This is a genomic window from Ligilactobacillus salivarius DSM 20555 = ATCC 11741, assembly GCF_001435955.1.
In the GTDB taxonomy this organism is placed as follows: domain Bacteria; phylum Bacillota; class Bacilli; order Lactobacillales; family Lactobacillaceae; genus Ligilactobacillus; species Ligilactobacillus salivarius.
This window is the reverse complement of sequence record NZ_AYYT01000018.1, coordinates 1-16846: the sequence shown is the minus strand read 5'-3', so window position 1 is coordinate 16846 and position 16846 is coordinate 1. Positions and strand designations below refer to the sequence as shown.

The 16846-nt window shown below is 31.9% G+C and carries 18 protein-coding genes; 2 read left to right on the top strand and 16 right to left on the bottom strand.

All coding sequences use genetic code 11. The annotated features are described in order from the left end of the window. Nucleotides 1–177: 177 nt before the first annotated feature. The 16 genes from FC55_RS07670 to FC55_RS07590 all read right to left on the bottom strand — a co-directional run bounded on the left by FC55_RS07670 (nt 178) and on the right by FC55_RS07590 (nt 14175). Nucleotides 178–1755 (bottom strand): peptide chain release factor 3, encoded by a 1578-nt coding sequence (locus FC55_RS07670; RefSeq protein ID WP_003699544.1) that lies wholly within the window; start codon nt 1753–1755, stop codon nt 178–180. 88 nt (nt 1756–1843) lie between these two features. After that, nucleotides 1844–3286 (bottom strand): ATP-binding cassette domain-containing protein, encoded by a 1443-nt coding sequence (locus tag FC55_RS07665; protein WP_003699545.1) that lies wholly within the window; start codon nt 3284–3286, stop codon nt 1844–1846. A gap of 135 nt (nt 3287–3421) precedes the next feature. Beyond that, nucleotides 3422–4438 (bottom strand): NAD(P)H-dependent glycerol-3-phosphate dehydrogenase, encoded by a 1017-nt coding sequence (locus tag FC55_RS07660; RefSeq protein WP_035149543.1) that lies wholly within the window; start codon nt 4436–4438, stop codon nt 3422–3424. 84 nt (nt 4439–4522) lie between these two features. After that, complete coding sequence (locus FC55_RS07655) at nt 4523–5653, bottom strand: AI-2E family transporter (protein ID WP_003699547.1); 1131 nt, start codon at nt 5651–5653, stop codon at nt 4523–4525. A 101-nt stretch (nt 5654–5754) separates the two neighbouring features. Further along, entirely contained in the window at nt 5755–6300 is a 546-nt protein-coding gene (ntdP, locus tag FC55_RS07650; RefSeq protein WP_003710725.1) for a nucleoside tri-diphosphate phosphatase, read from the bottom strand. A 127-nt stretch (nt 6301–6427) separates the two neighbouring features. Beyond that, nucleotides 6428–7807, bottom strand: a complete 1380-nt coding sequence (gene rlmD / locus FC55_RS07645; protein ID WP_003699549.1) for a 23S rRNA (uracil(1939)-C(5))-methyltransferase RlmD — start codon at nt 7805–7807, stop codon at nt 6428–6430. 595 nt (nt 7808–8402) lie between these two features. After that, on the bottom strand, nt 8403–8819 hold the full coding sequence (locus FC55_RS07640) for a sigma-70 RNA polymerase sigma factor region 4 domain-containing protein (protein WP_003699551.1): 417 nt from the start codon (nt 8817–8819) through the stop codon (nt 8403–8405). Between the two features lie 893 nt (nt 8820–9712). Continuing rightward, nucleotides 9713–10150: an ArpU family phage packaging/lysis transcriptional regulator gene (locus FC55_RS07635; protein ID WP_003699552.1), complete on the bottom strand. Its 438-nt coding sequence runs from the start codon at nt 10148–10150 to the stop codon at nt 9713–9715. Continuing rightward, nucleotides 10143–11156, bottom strand: a complete 1014-nt coding sequence (locus FC55_RS07630) for a conserved phage C-terminal domain-containing protein (RefSeq protein ID WP_003699554.1) — start codon at nt 11154–11156, stop codon at nt 10143–10145. Before FC55_RS07630 ends, FC55_RS07635 begins: the two co-directional genes overlap by 8 nt. Nucleotides 11157–11160: 4 nt before the next feature. Continuing rightward, nucleotides 11161–11604: a hypothetical protein gene (locus tag FC55_RS07625; protein WP_003699555.1), complete on the bottom strand. Its 444-nt coding sequence runs from the start codon at nt 11602–11604 to the stop codon at nt 11161–11163. Nucleotides 11605–11727: 123 nt separating this feature from the next. Continuing rightward, on the bottom strand, nt 11728–12039 hold the full coding sequence (locus tag FC55_RS07620) for a hypothetical protein (RefSeq protein WP_003699556.1): 312 nt from the start codon (nt 12037–12039) through the stop codon (nt 11728–11730). Nucleotides 12040–12286: 247 nt separating this feature from the next. Further along, a complete protein-coding gene (locus FC55_RS07610; RefSeq protein WP_003699559.1) occupies nt 12287–12634 on the bottom strand; it encodes a hypothetical protein in 348 nt (115 codons plus the stop codon). Further along, on the bottom strand, nt 12618–12848 hold the full coding sequence (locus tag FC55_RS07605; protein ID WP_003699560.1) for a hypothetical protein: 231 nt from the start codon (nt 12846–12848) through the stop codon (nt 12618–12620). The genes FC55_RS07610 and FC55_RS07605 overlap by 17 nt, the downstream gene beginning before the upstream one ends. 2 nt (nt 12849–12850) lie before the next feature. Beyond that, on the bottom strand, nt 12851–13195 hold the full coding sequence (locus FC55_RS07600; protein ID WP_003699561.1) for a hypothetical protein: 345 nt from the start codon (nt 13193–13195) through the stop codon (nt 12851–12853). 134 nt (nt 13196–13329) lie between these two features. Beyond that, entirely contained in the window at nt 13330–13974 is a 645-nt protein-coding gene (locus FC55_RS07595; protein ID WP_003699562.1) for a Rha family transcriptional regulator, read from the bottom strand. 12 nt (nt 13975–13986) lie between these two features. After that, the gene (locus tag FC55_RS07590) at nt 13987–14175 is read right to left on the bottom strand and encodes a helix-turn-helix domain-containing protein (protein ID WP_003699564.1); all 189 of its coding nucleotides are present in this window, start codon (nt 14173–14175) and stop codon (nt 13987–13989) included. A 224-nt stretch (nt 14176–14399) separates the two neighbouring features. Here FC55_RS07590 and FC55_RS10305 point away from each other — a divergent pair, with 224 nt between their 5' ends. After that, nucleotides 14400–14993, top strand: a complete 594-nt coding sequence (locus tag FC55_RS10305) for a helix-turn-helix domain-containing protein (protein WP_003699565.1) — start codon at nt 14400–14402, stop codon at nt 14991–14993. A gap of 593 nt (nt 14994–15586) precedes the next feature. After that, a complete protein-coding gene (locus FC55_RS07580) occupies nt 15587–16732 on the top strand; it encodes a site-specific integrase (protein ID WP_003699567.1) in 1146 nt (381 codons plus the stop codon). Nucleotides 16733–16846: the final 114 nt, after the last annotated feature.

The window sequence follows — 16846 nt, the reverse complement described above, 5'->3', positions numbered from 1 at the left end:
TACTATCAACCTTTCTAATAAAATGCTTACATTGTTGATTATAACTCATAGTTTTTATATAACCAAACTATTTTTACTAAAATATTAGTAAATTTAATAAAAATTTTACTTAGAAAGTGTCTTTGTCTTTATAAAAATAAAAAGCCATTAGAAATTTTTCTAATGACTTAGTTATTATTATAATTTAGCTGTTAATTTAACATCTGGATATTTATCCATAAACCATCTTTCAGCGAATTCATTTTCGAATAAGAATAATGGCATACCAGCTCTATCCTTAACTAGAAGATTTCGTGAACTAGACATCTTTTCATCTAATTGTTCTGGATCAATCCAACGTGCAATCTTATGTCCCATTGGAGTCATAACAACTTCAGAGTTATATTCATTTGCCATTCTAAATTGGAACACTTCAAATTGAAGTTGTCCTACAGCACCTAAAATATAATCTCCAGTACTGTAACTTTGGTAGAGCTGAACAGCTCCTTCTTGTACTAATTGTTGAATTCCTTTATGAAAAGATTTTTGTTTCATAACATTCTTGGCAGTCACACGCATAAATAATTCTGGTGTAAATTGTGGCAATTTTTCAAATTTAACAGCTTTTTTACCTGTATAAATTGAATCTCCAATTTGGAAGTTACCAGTATCATATAAACCAATAATATCCCCAGCAACAGCTGTTTCCAATGTTTCACGTGTATCAGCCATAAACTGAGTTGAATTAGATAATCTTAGTTTCTTGCCTGTTCTTTCTAGGAACACATCCATTCCTCTATCAAATTCACCGGAACAGATTCTAACAAAAGCAATACGGTCACGATGATTTGGATTCATGTTGGCTTGAATCTTGAAGATAAATCCAGAGAAATCTTTTCTATCTGGCTCTACTTCTGAACCATCTTCTGTTTTATGTGCTGCAGGCTTTGGAGCGTATTTTAAGTATGCATCTAAGAATGTCTTAACACCAAAGTTTGTCAGTGCAGATCCGAAAAATACTGGTGTCAATTCACCTTTAGCGATTTTTTCTTCATCAAATTCACTACCTGCACCTTCAATAAGTTCTATTTCTTCTAAAACTTGTTTGTAGATACTTTCATCTTTTAATGGGTTATCTCCTTTTATTTCACCATTATCGTCTAATTCTAAAAAGGCTTGACCTTCATCTTCAGAACGGTACAATTCAATGCGATGATTATAAATGTCATATAACCCCTTCAAACCTTTACCCATACCAATTGGCCAGTTCATAGCATAGGATTCAATTCCCAAAACATCTTCCAATTCAGCTGTTAAATCTAATGGTTCTCTACCATCGCGGTCCAATTTATTAATAAAAGTAAAAATTGGAATACCTCTCATACGACAAACTTGGAATAATTTCTTTGTTTGTGGTTCAATACCCTTAGCTGAGTCAATAACCATGACAGCTGAGTCAACCGCCATCAAAGTACGATATGTATCTTCGGAAAAATCTTCGTGCCCAGGTGTATCAAGAATGTTGACTTTTTTCCCAGCATAGTCAAATTGCATTACCGAACTTGTTACAGAAATTCCACGTTTCTTTTCAATTTCCATCCAGTCAGACTTAGCAAAATTTCCACTTTTTTTAGCTTTAACAGTTCCTGCTTTTCTTACAACTCCACCAAAAAGTAATAATTGTTCAGTTATCGTAGTCTTACCAGCATCCGGGTGAGAAATAATCGCAAATGTACGACGATTATTAACTGATTCTTCTAATTGTTTTTTATCCATTTTAAACCTCTCTAATTAATTCTTTTCAAATACCATTTTCTATACTACATAAGAAAAGAGCAGGTTTCAACACCTACCCCTTATATTTCTAATTACTATTTGGAACTCTAATAGTTTGCCCAGCCGTTAATGAGTTACTTGTCCCCATATCATTCAAATCTTGAATAGCTTGTGCTGTCGTTCCATATTGGCTAGCTAACGTTGCTAAAGTATCACCATCATTAACTGTCACTTCCTGTGAGTTTGATAACATAGAAGCTTTACTTTCACTGGCAGCACTCTCACTAGCTTTTCTAGCACTTTCACTTGCAGCGGCAGCACTTGAGGCTGCTGCTTCACTTGCACGTTTACTTTCTGCTAAACTTTGCTCTTTCTTTGAACTCTCAATCTTACTTTGCTTGCTTGCTTCCTCAGCTTTAGAGATAGATACTGATTTGCTATAGCGTTTCTTAGCTTCAACTTTTTTACTAGATTCCACTTGTCTGTTTTTTGTTTCATGGTGTGAATGCAACACCTTACCTACACCTAGTAATAAGATTAGAACTAGTACAACACCTACAACTCTAACTAATCCCTTATTACCTTTTTTCTTTTTATGTCCTTTAACATTCTTATTCAGATTGTTATTTTTTACTTCTTTCTCTGCTTCAGATATTACTGGGTCTTGGCGATGATTGTGATAAAATGCTTTTTTCATTCTAGGTTCATCGCGTCTAGTATATCCATGCTCAAATTGTTCAACTTTGAACTCATTATACACTTTAGTAATATCAAAATTTTCTTGTTCTATTTGCTTTTCTTTTAAGTATTTATTTTTTTCAGGTAATGTTAGACCATTATACCAATCATTTTGATACTGGAATTTACTCATTACAATTTGAGTAGGACCTAATTCTTTTACTTCACCAAAGTCTAACCACATCGAACGTTCACATAGAGTTTCTAATACTAAACCAGTCGTAGCTGTAATAATAAAAGATACTCCATGATCTTTTAAATCTTGAATTTTTCGAATAACTTTTTCAAAGAATGCTCTTTCTAACGATGCAAATACTTCATCCAACAAAACTACTTCAGGTTTGTTAAATAAAGCTATCGATAATGCTAGTCTAGACAACATTCCTGTTGAGTATTCTGATACTGGTCGATATACCCATTGCCCGATTTCAGTAAAATCAATAATCGCCTTAACTACATGATCAGCTTCAATTTCATCATCGTATGCTTGGTCTACTTGTTTTTTTATATTTTCAAGTCCTGTTAACTGAAAATTAATAGAATTTGTCATTGATGCTAAATATATATGGGACTTTGTTGATATAAATCCTGTAGTAGGTTCTTCTAGCCCTGCTAATATTTTTAGTAACAAGGCTTTTCCAGAACCATTCCTCCCAATCAAACCTATCGCTTCGCCTTCAGTTACGCTAAAAGTGATCCCTCGTAAAGACCAAAAATTATTTTCTGATTTTTTATTCTTATCGCTTAAAAGCGGACTTTTTTTAGTTAAATACTTTATACTTATCTTTTCCATGTCCACTACTCACCTTTTATTTTAATAATAACTATTATCATTATACCTGTAATTTTTGATTATTAAAATACTCTAGTTTTTTATCGTTAACTTATATAAAAAAGGTAGCCTCAATCAGACTACCTCAAAAAATAATCATTTAATTTCTTCTTTTCCTTCGCGTTGCATCAATAAACTAATTTCATCTTTAATATCTTTACCATTATAAAGAACATTATAGATAGCTTCAGTAATTGGCATTTCAATATTTTTTTGTTGAGCTAATTCATAGGCTGCTTTACAAGTATTGATACCTTCAATAACCATGCCCATATCTTGAATAACTTCATCAAGTGCCTTACCCTTACCTAGTTGATTACCTGCACGCCAGTTTCTTGAATGAACACTAGTACATGTAACGATTAGATCACCTACACCTGATAAACCGATAAATGTTAGTGGATCAGCACCAAAAGCAACACCTAATCTACTAATTTCAGCCAAACCACGTGTCATTAAAGCGGCTTTAGCGTCATCACCATAACCTAAACCATGCAAAGCACCTGCACCAATCGCAATAACATTCTTAAATGCTGCTCCTGTTTCAACACCTATTACATCTTTATTTGTATAAATTCTTAAATAATCATTCATAAATAAAGATTGTACCTTCTTAGCTGAATCTAAGTTTTCACAAGCTGCCGTAATTAAAGTAATATCTTTACGTGCTACTTCTTCAGCATGACTTGGTCCAGATAAGACTACTACATCTTTACAATATTCACTTGGAATTTCTTCTTCTATTACTTCAGAAATTCGTTTGTGAGAACCTAATTCAAGCCCTTTACTTGCATGAATAATTAATGGCTTTTGTCCTAGTTCTTTTAAAACTTCAACTAATTGTTGAGCAACTAGTCTTATTACTTTAGTAGGTACTACGAATAAAACTGCTGAAGCTCCATCAACTGCCTCTTTAAGATTTGTTGTAGCCTTAATTGTTTCTGAATACTTGTGTCCTGGTATGTAATGTTCATTAGTATGGTTTTCATTTAATTCTTTGGCTTGTGATTCTTTATTAGTCCACAACCATACTTCGTTTTTATTTTCATCTAAAACACCAGCCAAGATACTTCCCCAAGATCCAGCACCAAGAACTGCAATTTTTTCTGTCATCTCGCTCATCCTTACTTTTTAGAGTTCTACTCTTATATGTTATCACTAATCATTAATAGTTTCAGATAAATCTTAATATTTTAATTATTTTTCAATTTTTACTTCATCTGAGGATTCATTCTCTAAAATAATAACTTCCCTTACATGTTTAACAATTACCTTGATGATTGCATAAAATGGTATACATAAGATAATACCTAGTAACCCAGCAATTTTTCCAGCTACCAACAACAATAAGATAATTGTTAGAGGATGGATATCGACTGATTTTCCGATAACATTTGGATATATCAGATTACCATCAATTTGCTGTACGATAATGCAGACTATTATTGCCATTACTGCAGTGTTAAAAGAATCAGTTAAGGATAGGATCAAAGCTGGAACTAATCCAATATAAGGACCGATATATGGAATAATATTAGTTGCCCCAGCAAATATTCCTGTCAATAAGGCATAAGGTACACCGGCAAGTCCATAACCAATAGCTGTACAAATACCAACAAAAATACATTCAATTGCTTGTCCACTAATATATTTTGATAAAGTATTGCTCATATCTTGTAACATTGCTTCAACTTGAGCAGTACGTTTACGCGGTACAAACTTTAAAATACTAGGCATTAATTTATAACCATCTTTTAACATATAAAATAACATAAATGGAACAGTTAAAACTGTAACTGTGATATTAGTTATTGCGGAGATAATACTTCCTAAACTGTTAGTTAATGACTTCATAAATTTAGCTATCATCTCACTACCGGATCCTTCAAAACGGTTTAAGTAAGATTGCAAATCAATATCTTTCAACCAACTACTTCGACTATCATATTTCAAAAAATGTTGGAAATTCTTCTCCAACTGAGAAACATAGGTTGGAGATTTTGTAATTAAATTTTCTACCTGCACAATAATTTTGGGTAAGAGGAAAGCAATTGACATCGCAATAATCGCAAACACTGCTATAAAAACAATGGCGACTGCTCCAGTTCGATTAATTTTAAATTTCCCAATCTTAACCTTCATTAATAACTTCACTAATGGTAGTAGCATGTAATACAAAAATCCTGATATGATTACCGGGATAAATAAGGTTGAAAAGAATGCTGCTACTGGTTGAAAAACAAAATTTATCTTCATACAAACCCAAATTAATGTTGCAACAATCAAAATTTCTAACGACCAAAACATCAAATTCTTTTTATTAGGCATAGAAACCTCCTCAAAAAACTATTGCTAAATAAGAGAGAGGCTGTGATATAACATCGCAACCTCTTTTTACTCCTTAGAATATATTACATTACAGCGGTAATTCACTGTTGACGCGACAATTCTAAATAACGGTTATACCAGATTTCAACATATTCTTTTGAAAATGGACCTTTACCATTATTTATCCAATCAACTAAAACCCTAACGTTATGTTTCAAAATCTTATCAATGTCTGCCGAATAATGCCACTTATTTCCATGATCCTCATATTCATCGACATCTAGCAAACGTTTTTCACCATTAGGAAAGACTTTGACATCTAAATCATAGTCAATATACTTCAAAGCCTCTTTATCTAATACAGCAGGTGAGGCTAAATTACAATAATATGATACTCCGTTCTCACGAATCATTGTCACAATATTAAACCAATAATGTTTATGAAAATAAACTAAAGCTGGTTCTCTTGTAATCCATCTTCTTCCGTCAGATTCTGTTACTAAAGTATGGTCATTACAACCAATTAACGCATTCTCACTGGTTTTAAGTACCATTGTATCTCGCCACGTTCGATGTAAACTACCGTCATGCTTATAACTTTTAATAGTTATGAAATCGCCCTCTCGCGGACCAGATATATTCATCATAAGAAAATCCTCCGCTTCTTCATAAACACGAATGTAAATTACACCGATATTCATTGATATTATACCAGATATTTCTCTAAATACACAAAAAGAGCTAATTAATTTACAAAAAATGTATATTATTTAATTACTTTTTACTCAATTTAACAACGGCTTCTACTCTTGCTGTTTGTGGAAACATATCTACTGATTGAATGTACTCAACATTATATATTTTGACCAACTTCACTAAATCTCTAGCTAAAGTTGACGGATTACATGAAACATATACAAATTTATTGGGACGATACTTTAAAATAGTCTCTATCATCTTATCATCCAGTCCAGTTCTTGGAGGATCAACTACCAAAGCATCTGGTACAAAATTATTTTTAGTCCATTTGGCAAAAAGATCTTCTGCCTTCCCTACTTCGTAATGAATATTCTTTCTACCTGATAATTCTGCATTTTTCTTAGCATCTTCTATTGCTTCAGGAATAATATCCATTCCTCTTACTTCTTTGGCGTCTGGTGAAACAAATAAACCAATTGTTCCTACCCCACAGTATGCATCTACTAGTGTTTCATCTTCTTTTAAATCCAATGCCTTTTTCACTTCTGTATATAATACTTCAGTTTGACTAGGATTTAATTGGAAAAATGATCGTGCAGATAGTTCAAATTTTATGTCTCCTAATTGTTCTAGTAATCTATCCGTTCCAGCTAACTTAAAGGTTTCTTCACCCCAAACCAAGGAAGAACGGCTTGGATTAATATTTTGCATGACTGATACGATTTGTGGATATGCTGACATAATTTCGTTTACAACCTGATTTAAGTTAGCACAATTATTTCTTGCCGTTACAAATACTACTTGAACTTGTTCTGTCTTTAGCGTTTGTCTGATTACAACCGTTTTTAAGATTCCAGAATTTCTTCTTTCATCATAAATTGAAATATTCCATTTTTCTAATAGCTTAACTATCTTTCTCATTATTTCCATTGTTAATGGCATTTGAGTTTTAAAAGTTGGTAAATCTACTAAGATATGGCTATTAGGTTTGTATAATCCGGCAATTACCTTATTTCCCTTAACTTTTCTTACTTGAAATTGGGCTTTATTTCGATACTCATAAGGTACTTCCATCCCTAAGGTTGGCCGTAATTCCATATTTTCATAATTGGTTGGTTTGAATTTTTCTAAAGATTGACGAATAACATCTGTCTTAAATTCTAACTGCTTGCTGTATGCTAAATGTTCAAGCTCTATCCCACCAACATCATAATTATCAACAGGTTCTACCCTATCAGGACTTGCTTTTCTAATTTTCTTTATTTTCGCATTTAAATACTTAGGATGAACTTTAGTTACTTCAGCCAAAATTACTTCACCAGGAAGTGCTTGAGGCACAAATGTTATCTTACGCTTAAAATATCCAATTCCTTCACCATTTATTCCTAGTCTTTTAATTGTTAAAGGAAACTTCTGTCCAACTTTTATTTTTATATCATTCTTTACCTTTTGCATGAATAATCTTAACCTCTCNCCTCTCGAATTTTTCTCTGATTTATTATAACATAATAGTTTTTGACTATCTAAATGCTTAAGGATATTCAAGAAAAGCCTATATAATAGCATTCTTGGCAATGTTGATTATAAATGTTTTTTAATGATTAAGGATAAAATAGACTGTCAAACAGACTACTAACAGACTGCTAACAACCCGTTTAAATATCGGTAGAATGAGGATAAGAGATTAATGTACAGACTGTTTTTTTATAAGGTGTTTCTAACCGAGGAACGCCTTTTTATTTTGGTCTGAGTTGGATGCGAGTTATAGGATGCGTACGTTAATAAAGTCTAGATTGATTGAGCCAAGTTTTCGGCTCTACTATTTCACTGCGTAATTTTCCGCAGTGAGATTATGTATATTCTGATTGCGTAATTTTCCGCACTCGTATTCACGTTTATAACGAGCTTAATTTTCAGACGGTTCAGACTTTTAAGGGTGTCACAAAAATGTCTCGCCCTTGAGGATCTTATTTTCTCACTGCTTAATTTTCAGCCATGAGAATATACAAAACACTGAGCCGAATTTTCAGCCTAGTAAATTTTTTATATATTATTTAAAAAGATGTTTGATACCTTTAACATATAATCGTTCAATTTGACGCTCTGAATAACATAAATCATTAGCAATTTCATTCAAGCTATGACTTTCAAGAAAATATAGGTCTAAAATTTCAGCCTCTAATTGATTATCTAGATCCAGTAACTTATCTTGTATCTCGTTGCTTATCTTGATTGCATCGCCTGTAAGTTCTCTAATTTTTCCCTCAACATATTCTTTCTGAGCAATAATATCATCTAATGTTTGTGTTACCGTGCTAGAGGGTTGCGATGAATAAGATACGCCCTTTAGGTTATAGCGTTCATTAAGCCTCTCTAGTTTATCCTTTAATCTCTCTATCTTTGTATGCATTTTACGATATTGCATTAAGTAAGCCTTGTTATGCTTAAATTCGTTGTCTGTATTCATTTGCTAAACCTCACTTTAAAAGTTGTTTTAACTGAGCGGAAAATTCCGTCCAGTAAGGCATCGCCTGTATTGAAAATAATGAAATTATGCTCCTCTAATAGAGCTTGAAATTCAGCTCTACTAATTATTGACTATTTGTCAATGAACCCTTGATATAAATTTAACCGAGCCAATTTCGGACGGGTTAAGAATTAAATATTTTCCTCTAAAATTATAAGTGTTTTTTTACTGAAAAACGAATTTAATGTATAAGTACCTCATCACCGTTGAACGCTAATTATTTCAAGTATTTATTGAGGTTAGGGGGCTACATGTTTAAATCAACTCAATCGAATTACAATAATTTTATTTTGCGATGTATGGATTAATATAACTTAAGGCATAGAATGCGTTTATTTCTCTATTTTTGAATGAAAATAGTGGAAATATTAACATGAAATATTTTTGAGTGTAATTATACTGGATAAGGTTTAAATGTCTTGAAACGTGTTTATTTAGCTCTTGTAATGTTAGTTCTAAGCGTCTGTAATTCTAGTAAGCTATGTAATTGTGTTAGTGATTTAAATAAAGGCGTATCTATAAACTGCTTAAAAGATGTCCTCAATTTTGGGAAGATCTAGTTGTATTAGTGGATTAAATAACGGCGTGTAAGCAATAAAAAAACATGCTACCAAGTGGCAACATGTAAATAATTAGCAATCATGGTATAATATAACTACCATGTTACTAAGGATCTTAGAATTAAGGTTCTTAGTTATTATCATTTTTTCGTATTTGCTACCGTGGTTCATCGCTACGGTAGTTTTTTTATATCCAGTTAGTTCTCACGGTCGAATTTTCGACAATGAATTAATTTTCTGAGTTAGCAACTTAAAAGGGTAGATGCATCTTGACTACTCTTTATATTCTAGTAAGTCTATATCAGCTAGTAACTTTAAACGTTGAGCAAACTCATAACAAGCATTATTAAATATACGATAAGTTGATTTATGACTGTAGCCAATAATTGACTCAACCTCAATCATCATTTTATTATCTATCAATCTGTATCTTAAAACTTTAGCTTTTAGTGGATCTAGGCTATTAATGCATTGATTAATGTTGTTAAGATAGCCTTGTGCCTTTATTCGTTTTAACTGCGTACTTTCAATATTGTTAATAGGCGATGAGGTAACCTTTAACTTATCGTATCTAATTCCTTGTAATTGATCCTCACTAGCAAGCATCAGCAACTTATCATATTTGACTTTAAAAAAGTATTTTACATTATCAATCGTCTTTTTAATGTCTATCTCTTTTTCATCGCCAAGTAACTCACTTAATTCATTCACTTAATATCATCGCCTTTTCAATCATATCTTGTCTTTGTTGTTCAAGTTTCTCTATTCCTTTTTTTATTGCCTCATTATCTGGATGCTCTGATAAAAATAATTTGCCTCCATATATTTGTTCATCAATTTTATTTAGTTCATCTCTAATTTGTTCAAGTTTCTTAAGCTCTGCTTTTATTACCTCATTATCTGGAAAGTTCTCTAAAAATAATTTGCCTTGATGTATTTGTTCATCAATAGGGTCTCTTTCTTTTTCTTTTAGCGGAACTTTTCTTTTTCTTTTCTCTTGTGGTTCAGAGGGTAAAAATTCTTTTGCATCTTGTAAATACCTTTCAAAATTATTAGGTGAAAGTAATGTACTAAATCTAAGATACATATTCATCTTCTCGCTATTTTTCCATTCATTTACTTTATATTCAATTACATTAACTATATCATCTTTGGTATAACCATCATTCAATAAATCTTTAATATATTGTCTATTAATTTCTGTATTTTTTAAGTCCTTATCAGCTAATTTATTAAACCATTCAATAAACTCATTATAATCAAATTCATTTGAGTTATAAGTATCTGTGTTATTCTCTGTGTAATCTCTGGTATTGGTTTTATCATTTTGACTAACTCCATTTACCCAAAATGACATAATCGTTTGGTCATTTTGACTAAACGCTTTTTCAATTTTTTTGAATTCATCATAATCAATCCTATACCATTTTGTTTTATCGAATTTCCTTTTGTTATAGTTACCTGTAATTAATAAGCCTTGATCCTCTAGTGATTTTAATTTCCTTGTTATTGTGCTAGTTGAGATCCACGGAAAGTGTCTTTTCCAATCTGCCACGCTATTGTATACCCACTTATGACCATCACGAATATTATTTGAATGATCTAACCAATAGTCTATCTGTTGTAAGATAATTGCCTTATCTGCATCGCCTAATAATACTGCTAACTTAGGTGATATTACCATCACCGGTTCTTCATTCGTTATTAATTTACTCATGCTTTCATCTCTTTCTAATTAGGTTACTGAGACTATATGCGATGCGTTCTTTTAGTGTTGGTTTTATAATATTGTTGTTTTCCTGTAGCAAGGTTTTATAGTGATTGAGGTATTGCATTTGTTTGTTCTTACTTGATAAATCAGCATCGCTTATTTTTCCAATGTCTTTTATTATCTTGTTGGTTTCATACCACGATGAAATTAAACCGTGTTTTATATGCTTGTATAATGCGATGTAGATTTTCTCTTTGGCATCATACTGTTTCTTTAACTGGTTAATGTAGGGTATACTTGCATCAGCTAGTTCAATTCTTTGTATCGTGTTTCTTAGTTCCGTTAGTTCTTTGCTTAGCTTTATGAAAGAGTAATAATCATCGCTTGCATTATTGAACTCATCTAGATAATTTCTAATCTCGTTTAATATATATGTTGTATCTTTTTTACTCATGTTTTTCGCCTCTATTCTCTAAAATAAAAGAGTGTATTTCCAATTAGGTATAATTACACTCAGTTAATAGGTTATGTTGTTTTTTTGAATGAATTCAGTACGATTTTGAGCAAATAAAGCATTTTAAGCCTTGTTGTTTTGTCTAAATGTTTTCAATCTCTCGCTTGCTTGCTTTCTTTGCTCCTCGGTCATCGTTCTTTTCTTATTGATTGAAACATTACCGCCTTTAATGCATCCGTCTAGCATGGATAACACGCCCTTAGCATCGTAACCTTTTCTATACTGCTTACTTTCATCAAGGTATTTCTCGTATTTTTTAATGTGTTTAGGTACGTCTGTATAGATGTGCCACTGGTCTAATAGTTCATCATAAATTAATATAGTTTCTCTCTCGTCTTTAGTTGGTACATTCCAATTTTGTATATCATCGTTCATTTTGTACCTCCTGTATGGTATAATAAAAAAGCACAAATAAATCGAATGCTTTTATTTGTTTGTGATCGTTTAAGATATTTATTTTCTCGAGCTTATTCAGCCACTAACTGAATAGGCTTTTTCTTTTGCTCTCAATCAAAAAAATCACCATTTTTAATTGCTCTTACAATTTCATTAAGAATGTATCCAGTACTAACAGACAAGGCAATTAATATAATGTATTGAGCGATGTTAAGTGTGTAAGTAATCATTGTTGTTGTACCTCTTTCCATTCATTAAAGTTGGTTGTTAGTTTCCTAATAAGTTTCAATTCTTCTCGTGCTTGAGATCTTATCGGTGCTATTGTTTCCAGTAGGGCATCTTGAGTATTGATGAGATAATAACCGTTTTTCTTTGTTCCTCTCACCGCTCCAATAGGTACGCCGTACATAAATCTTAAAGTGTTGATAGCATCTCTTAATTGTCTTTCATTCAATCCAGTTAGTAGTATTAATTGTTTTGTTTTCACTGGATTATCTAAACTAGAGTTACAGACAACGTTAAAAATATCGCTTAATGTCTTGCTTGTTGGTATTCCGTTAATTGTCTCGGTCATTTTTATCACCTCGTATAACTTTCGTACTAAATTGGTCTAACTCGTTTGAGAGTTGCTTTATATAATCATTTAAAAAGTAGAGGCGGTCTAATTCATCGCTCTTGCTAATGTCTGACTTATTCAAGTTAAAAAGTATTAGCTCGCTTATGTCTTTTAGTTGGATTGAATAAGTTGCTAATTCATTAGATACGTCATACATGTCTATCTTTTTCATTGTTAAAATCCTCCCGGCATATTTTGTTTTTCTTTTGATTTCATAAAGTCAATATAACTTTGCTTTCCATATCTTGCCGTGCCTAGTGCATAAGATACTGGTAAGCCTTGAGCCTTTAGCTCGTTTACTGTTGCTACGCTCTCGCCTATCCATTTGGCAAAGTCTTTTTGCTTTAAATAAGGGGCTTGCTCTTTTTCGATGCGTTCATCAATCAATTCATTTACTAAGTCTGAGCTTAGTCTATCTAGCAATGAGGGTACTAATTCCTTAAATTGATCATCGGTTAAATAAACCTTAATTACCGGCGATGCTTGTTGTGTTTGTTGTTTATCTCTTACATATTCCATTGTGAAAACTCCTCTCTAATAGTTCTTGTATTCTTAAGTAAAAGATGCGTCCAATTTTGGACAAGTCTTTTTGTTTTTGATTGTTTTAATTTCATCTATTGATGTTTAAGCGGGTTGTTGTTTAGCTTAATTGTTTATATTGCCTGTACTACTTGGATTTTTCCACCAGTTAGCAAGGCTTTTATAAGTGAATAATCAAAATCAGCATTAATAAATGCGATGACTTTATTTTCTAGTTCCTTGTATTTCTCTTGTTCTTGTGATGTCAGTAAATCAAGGGCGGTCTTTGCATCGCCTCTTTGTTTCTTTAATTCTTGAATATTCATTCCAGTAGCAACCTTAATTAATAGCTTGTTGATGTTGCTATAAGCGTATTTACTGGCATGTTTCCAGTTCTTAACGCTATCCATTAGAGTCTTTTTAACTGGCTTTTCTATCGCTCTGTTAATGTTTCTCTTGGTTAGCTCGTCTCTCATCTCATAGAATTGTTTGACTAAGGCAACCTTAAATAATTCAACTTGTGGCGTATTGTCCAAGAATGTAATTAAAAGAGTCGCTTGTTGTTCGTTAAGGTGATAGATCTTTCTAGGTCTACCACGTCCATTTAATTTAGCCATTTCAAATGTCAAAATTCCAAAACGTTCTAAATGTTCTTTCTTGTATCTGATTAACTGATTGACTGCCTTTAAAGAATTTCCTGTATTGGATGCAATCACGTCTGGCGTTGTGTATGGTTGTGCCTTTAGCGTGCTATCACTGTAAAAAACTAAATTAAGCATGTCTAAGCCTCCTTACTCTTTTAAAAGTTCATCAATGGTTACGCCTAAAAGATCAGAAACTCTTTTTAATTTGCGTACAGGAGCATTGTTATTATTCCTCCATGCTCTAATCGTTCCATTACTGAAACCACAAATTCGCTCTATTTTTCTTATTGAGTAACCTTTTTTATTTGCAAGTTTTGAAATACGTTCATAAAGCATTGTATAGTTCCTTTCTGTATCTTTTTTATCTACATTATTGATTTTTGTAGCTTTTTATTCTACAATCAAGGCATAGAAAAAATAATTAACACATAAATGTATTAATCATGGTTTTTAATTTTTTGTAGATGTGTTAACTACATACTTAAATATATAGCCTATTTTTCTACATGTCAATAATGTGTAGTTTATTTTTCTTAATATTTTTTGAAAGAGTGAAAAGAATGTCTATATACCAACGAATTAAAGACTTAGCTAATGAAAAAAACATTTCTATTCGTGAATTAGAAAAGCAACTAGACTTTAGTAATGGAGCGGTTAATAAGTGGAGAAAAAAAGCACCGAGTGATAAATTGGAAAAAGTAGCTAATTATTTTGATGTAACTACTGATTATTTACTTGGTAGAACAGGTATAAAAGAAAAAAGACCTAGTAGGGTTAGAAATTTAAAAGAAATAGTTCCAGTAGAAGAGTACGAAGATGAACACGCATATTACAATGAGCGTGCTATCTTAATTCATACATTTGATACATTATTAAACTTATTAATATTAAATGGTTTTGATCTCGGATGTATTTCTGACAACTTTGATGAGAATTATGATTATTATCAAAACTTTATAATCAATTATGCGGGGATTTCAAAAGAAAAATTTGCACGTACATTCATAGATTTAATTAATGAAACTGTTATAGTAATTAATAAAAATAAGGATGATAGTGATGAAATCTTAAAAGACATAATTAATTTTACAAAATTTATGAATTCAAAATATCACAAGTATACTCCTATGGATGCTTCTGATTTTGACATTTGATTTTCGTACATTTTTGTACGAAACTAGGTTTATCCGTTTTTTCGGAAAAACTAAGTTTATCGGATTTTTCAGATAAACCTGTAAGATCAATGATTTACTCAAGCTATTTTTTGATCTAGTGCTTTTAGCGTCTTACTCATTTTTGAGAAACACGGTAAGTATTAAGATGTTAAAAACTTTACGCCCTGTACATTTTTGTTCATAGCGGTAGTAGCAACATTCTTATTTTTGAGAAAGTTCAAACTTTACGCCCTGTAGCTCTTAGTCAAAAAAGATTAATAGCTCTCTAGCGTGATAGACAAAAATGTCCAACACGGGAAATATAAGTTTTTTCAAGGTTATTCCAGTAGATGCATCGCTTGCATTTAGTTTTTCACTTTTTTGAGAAAAACCTTATTTAATAGGCTTTTGGACAAAAATGTCTAAAAGGTAGTAGCGACTTTCTCAAAAGGCATAAAATTCAGACTTTAAAAAGTATTTTAGGACTGCTCAAAATTGAGCTAAAGTCCTCAAGCATCTTATTCTAGATAATACATATATTCATCTATTGATATTTAAGCGGGTTGTTAGACTAAATACGAGGATGATTGAACATGGTAAAAATACAAAAATATCTAGATAAAGATGAAAATACACGTTATAAGTTCCGTTATTATGCGGGCGTTGATGAATTGACTGGAAAGCAACGCTATATAAGGCGTCAAGGTTTTACCAGTGAAGAGGATGCAAAGAATGAGTTATTAAAGATTAAGTACTTAGTTAGTACTAACCAATATTTTAAAGATGTTAAGAGTGGAAAATTTGGCGATGTCTTAGATGAATGGTTAACATTACACAAAACAAGGGTTAAGGCGTCAACTTATCATATTATTGAAACTAGAGTAACTAAATACGTACGTCCATATTTTAACGATATGTATGTAGACAAGATAACAGTGAGACATTGCCAAGATTTTGTTAGTAAAGCTTTTGTTACTACACCTAAAGGATATGTATATTTAATTAGCATTGTTAAAAATACCCTTGATTATGCGTTAAGGCTTGGCATGATTGAAAGCAATCCGATGCTATACGTGATTAAACCTAAGAAACAAGCAACAATATCAGACAAGCACGACAATTTTTATAATAAAGATGAATTAAAAAAGTTCCTTGAGGTTGCTAAGTATTACAACCAAGAAAAATATACTATATTCCGCTTACTTGCCTATTCTGGTATCCGTATCGGCGAGTGTTTGGCTCTAACGTGGCATGACTTGGATTACAAGAATAATACCATCACTATTAATAAAACTCTTGCAAGGACTGATAAAGGCATAACCATTCAAACGCCAAAGACTAAGGCAAGTAATAGAGTTATAAGTCTTGATGTTGAAACAATTCAAATATTAAAATCTTGGCAACTTGAGCAAAGAAAACAATTATTAAAGATAGGGATTAACTCAATGAATAAGCATCAGTTAATTTTTAACAGTAATAAGAATAGCTTTATATTTAGCTCTGTAATAACATACGACATTAAGCAAATAGCAAAAAAAGCCGGTATTCATCCAATCACGTCTCATGGTTTTAGACATACTCATGCTACGCTACTTTTTGCGTCTGGTATGGATATTAAGCAAGTACAAGCTAGACTAGGTCATAGTAAAGTACAAACGACCCTTGATGTTTATACTCATACGATGAAAGACAAACAAAACAAGATAGGTGATGAATTTGCGAGATATGTTGACCTTTAGACTAGGTACAGACTATAAAGCAGACTGCCAAAGATTGAGCAAGCTCAAAATACCGCTATATCAAGGCTTAAAATATAATTAATGTTTTTATAACATGATAACAGTAAATATTAG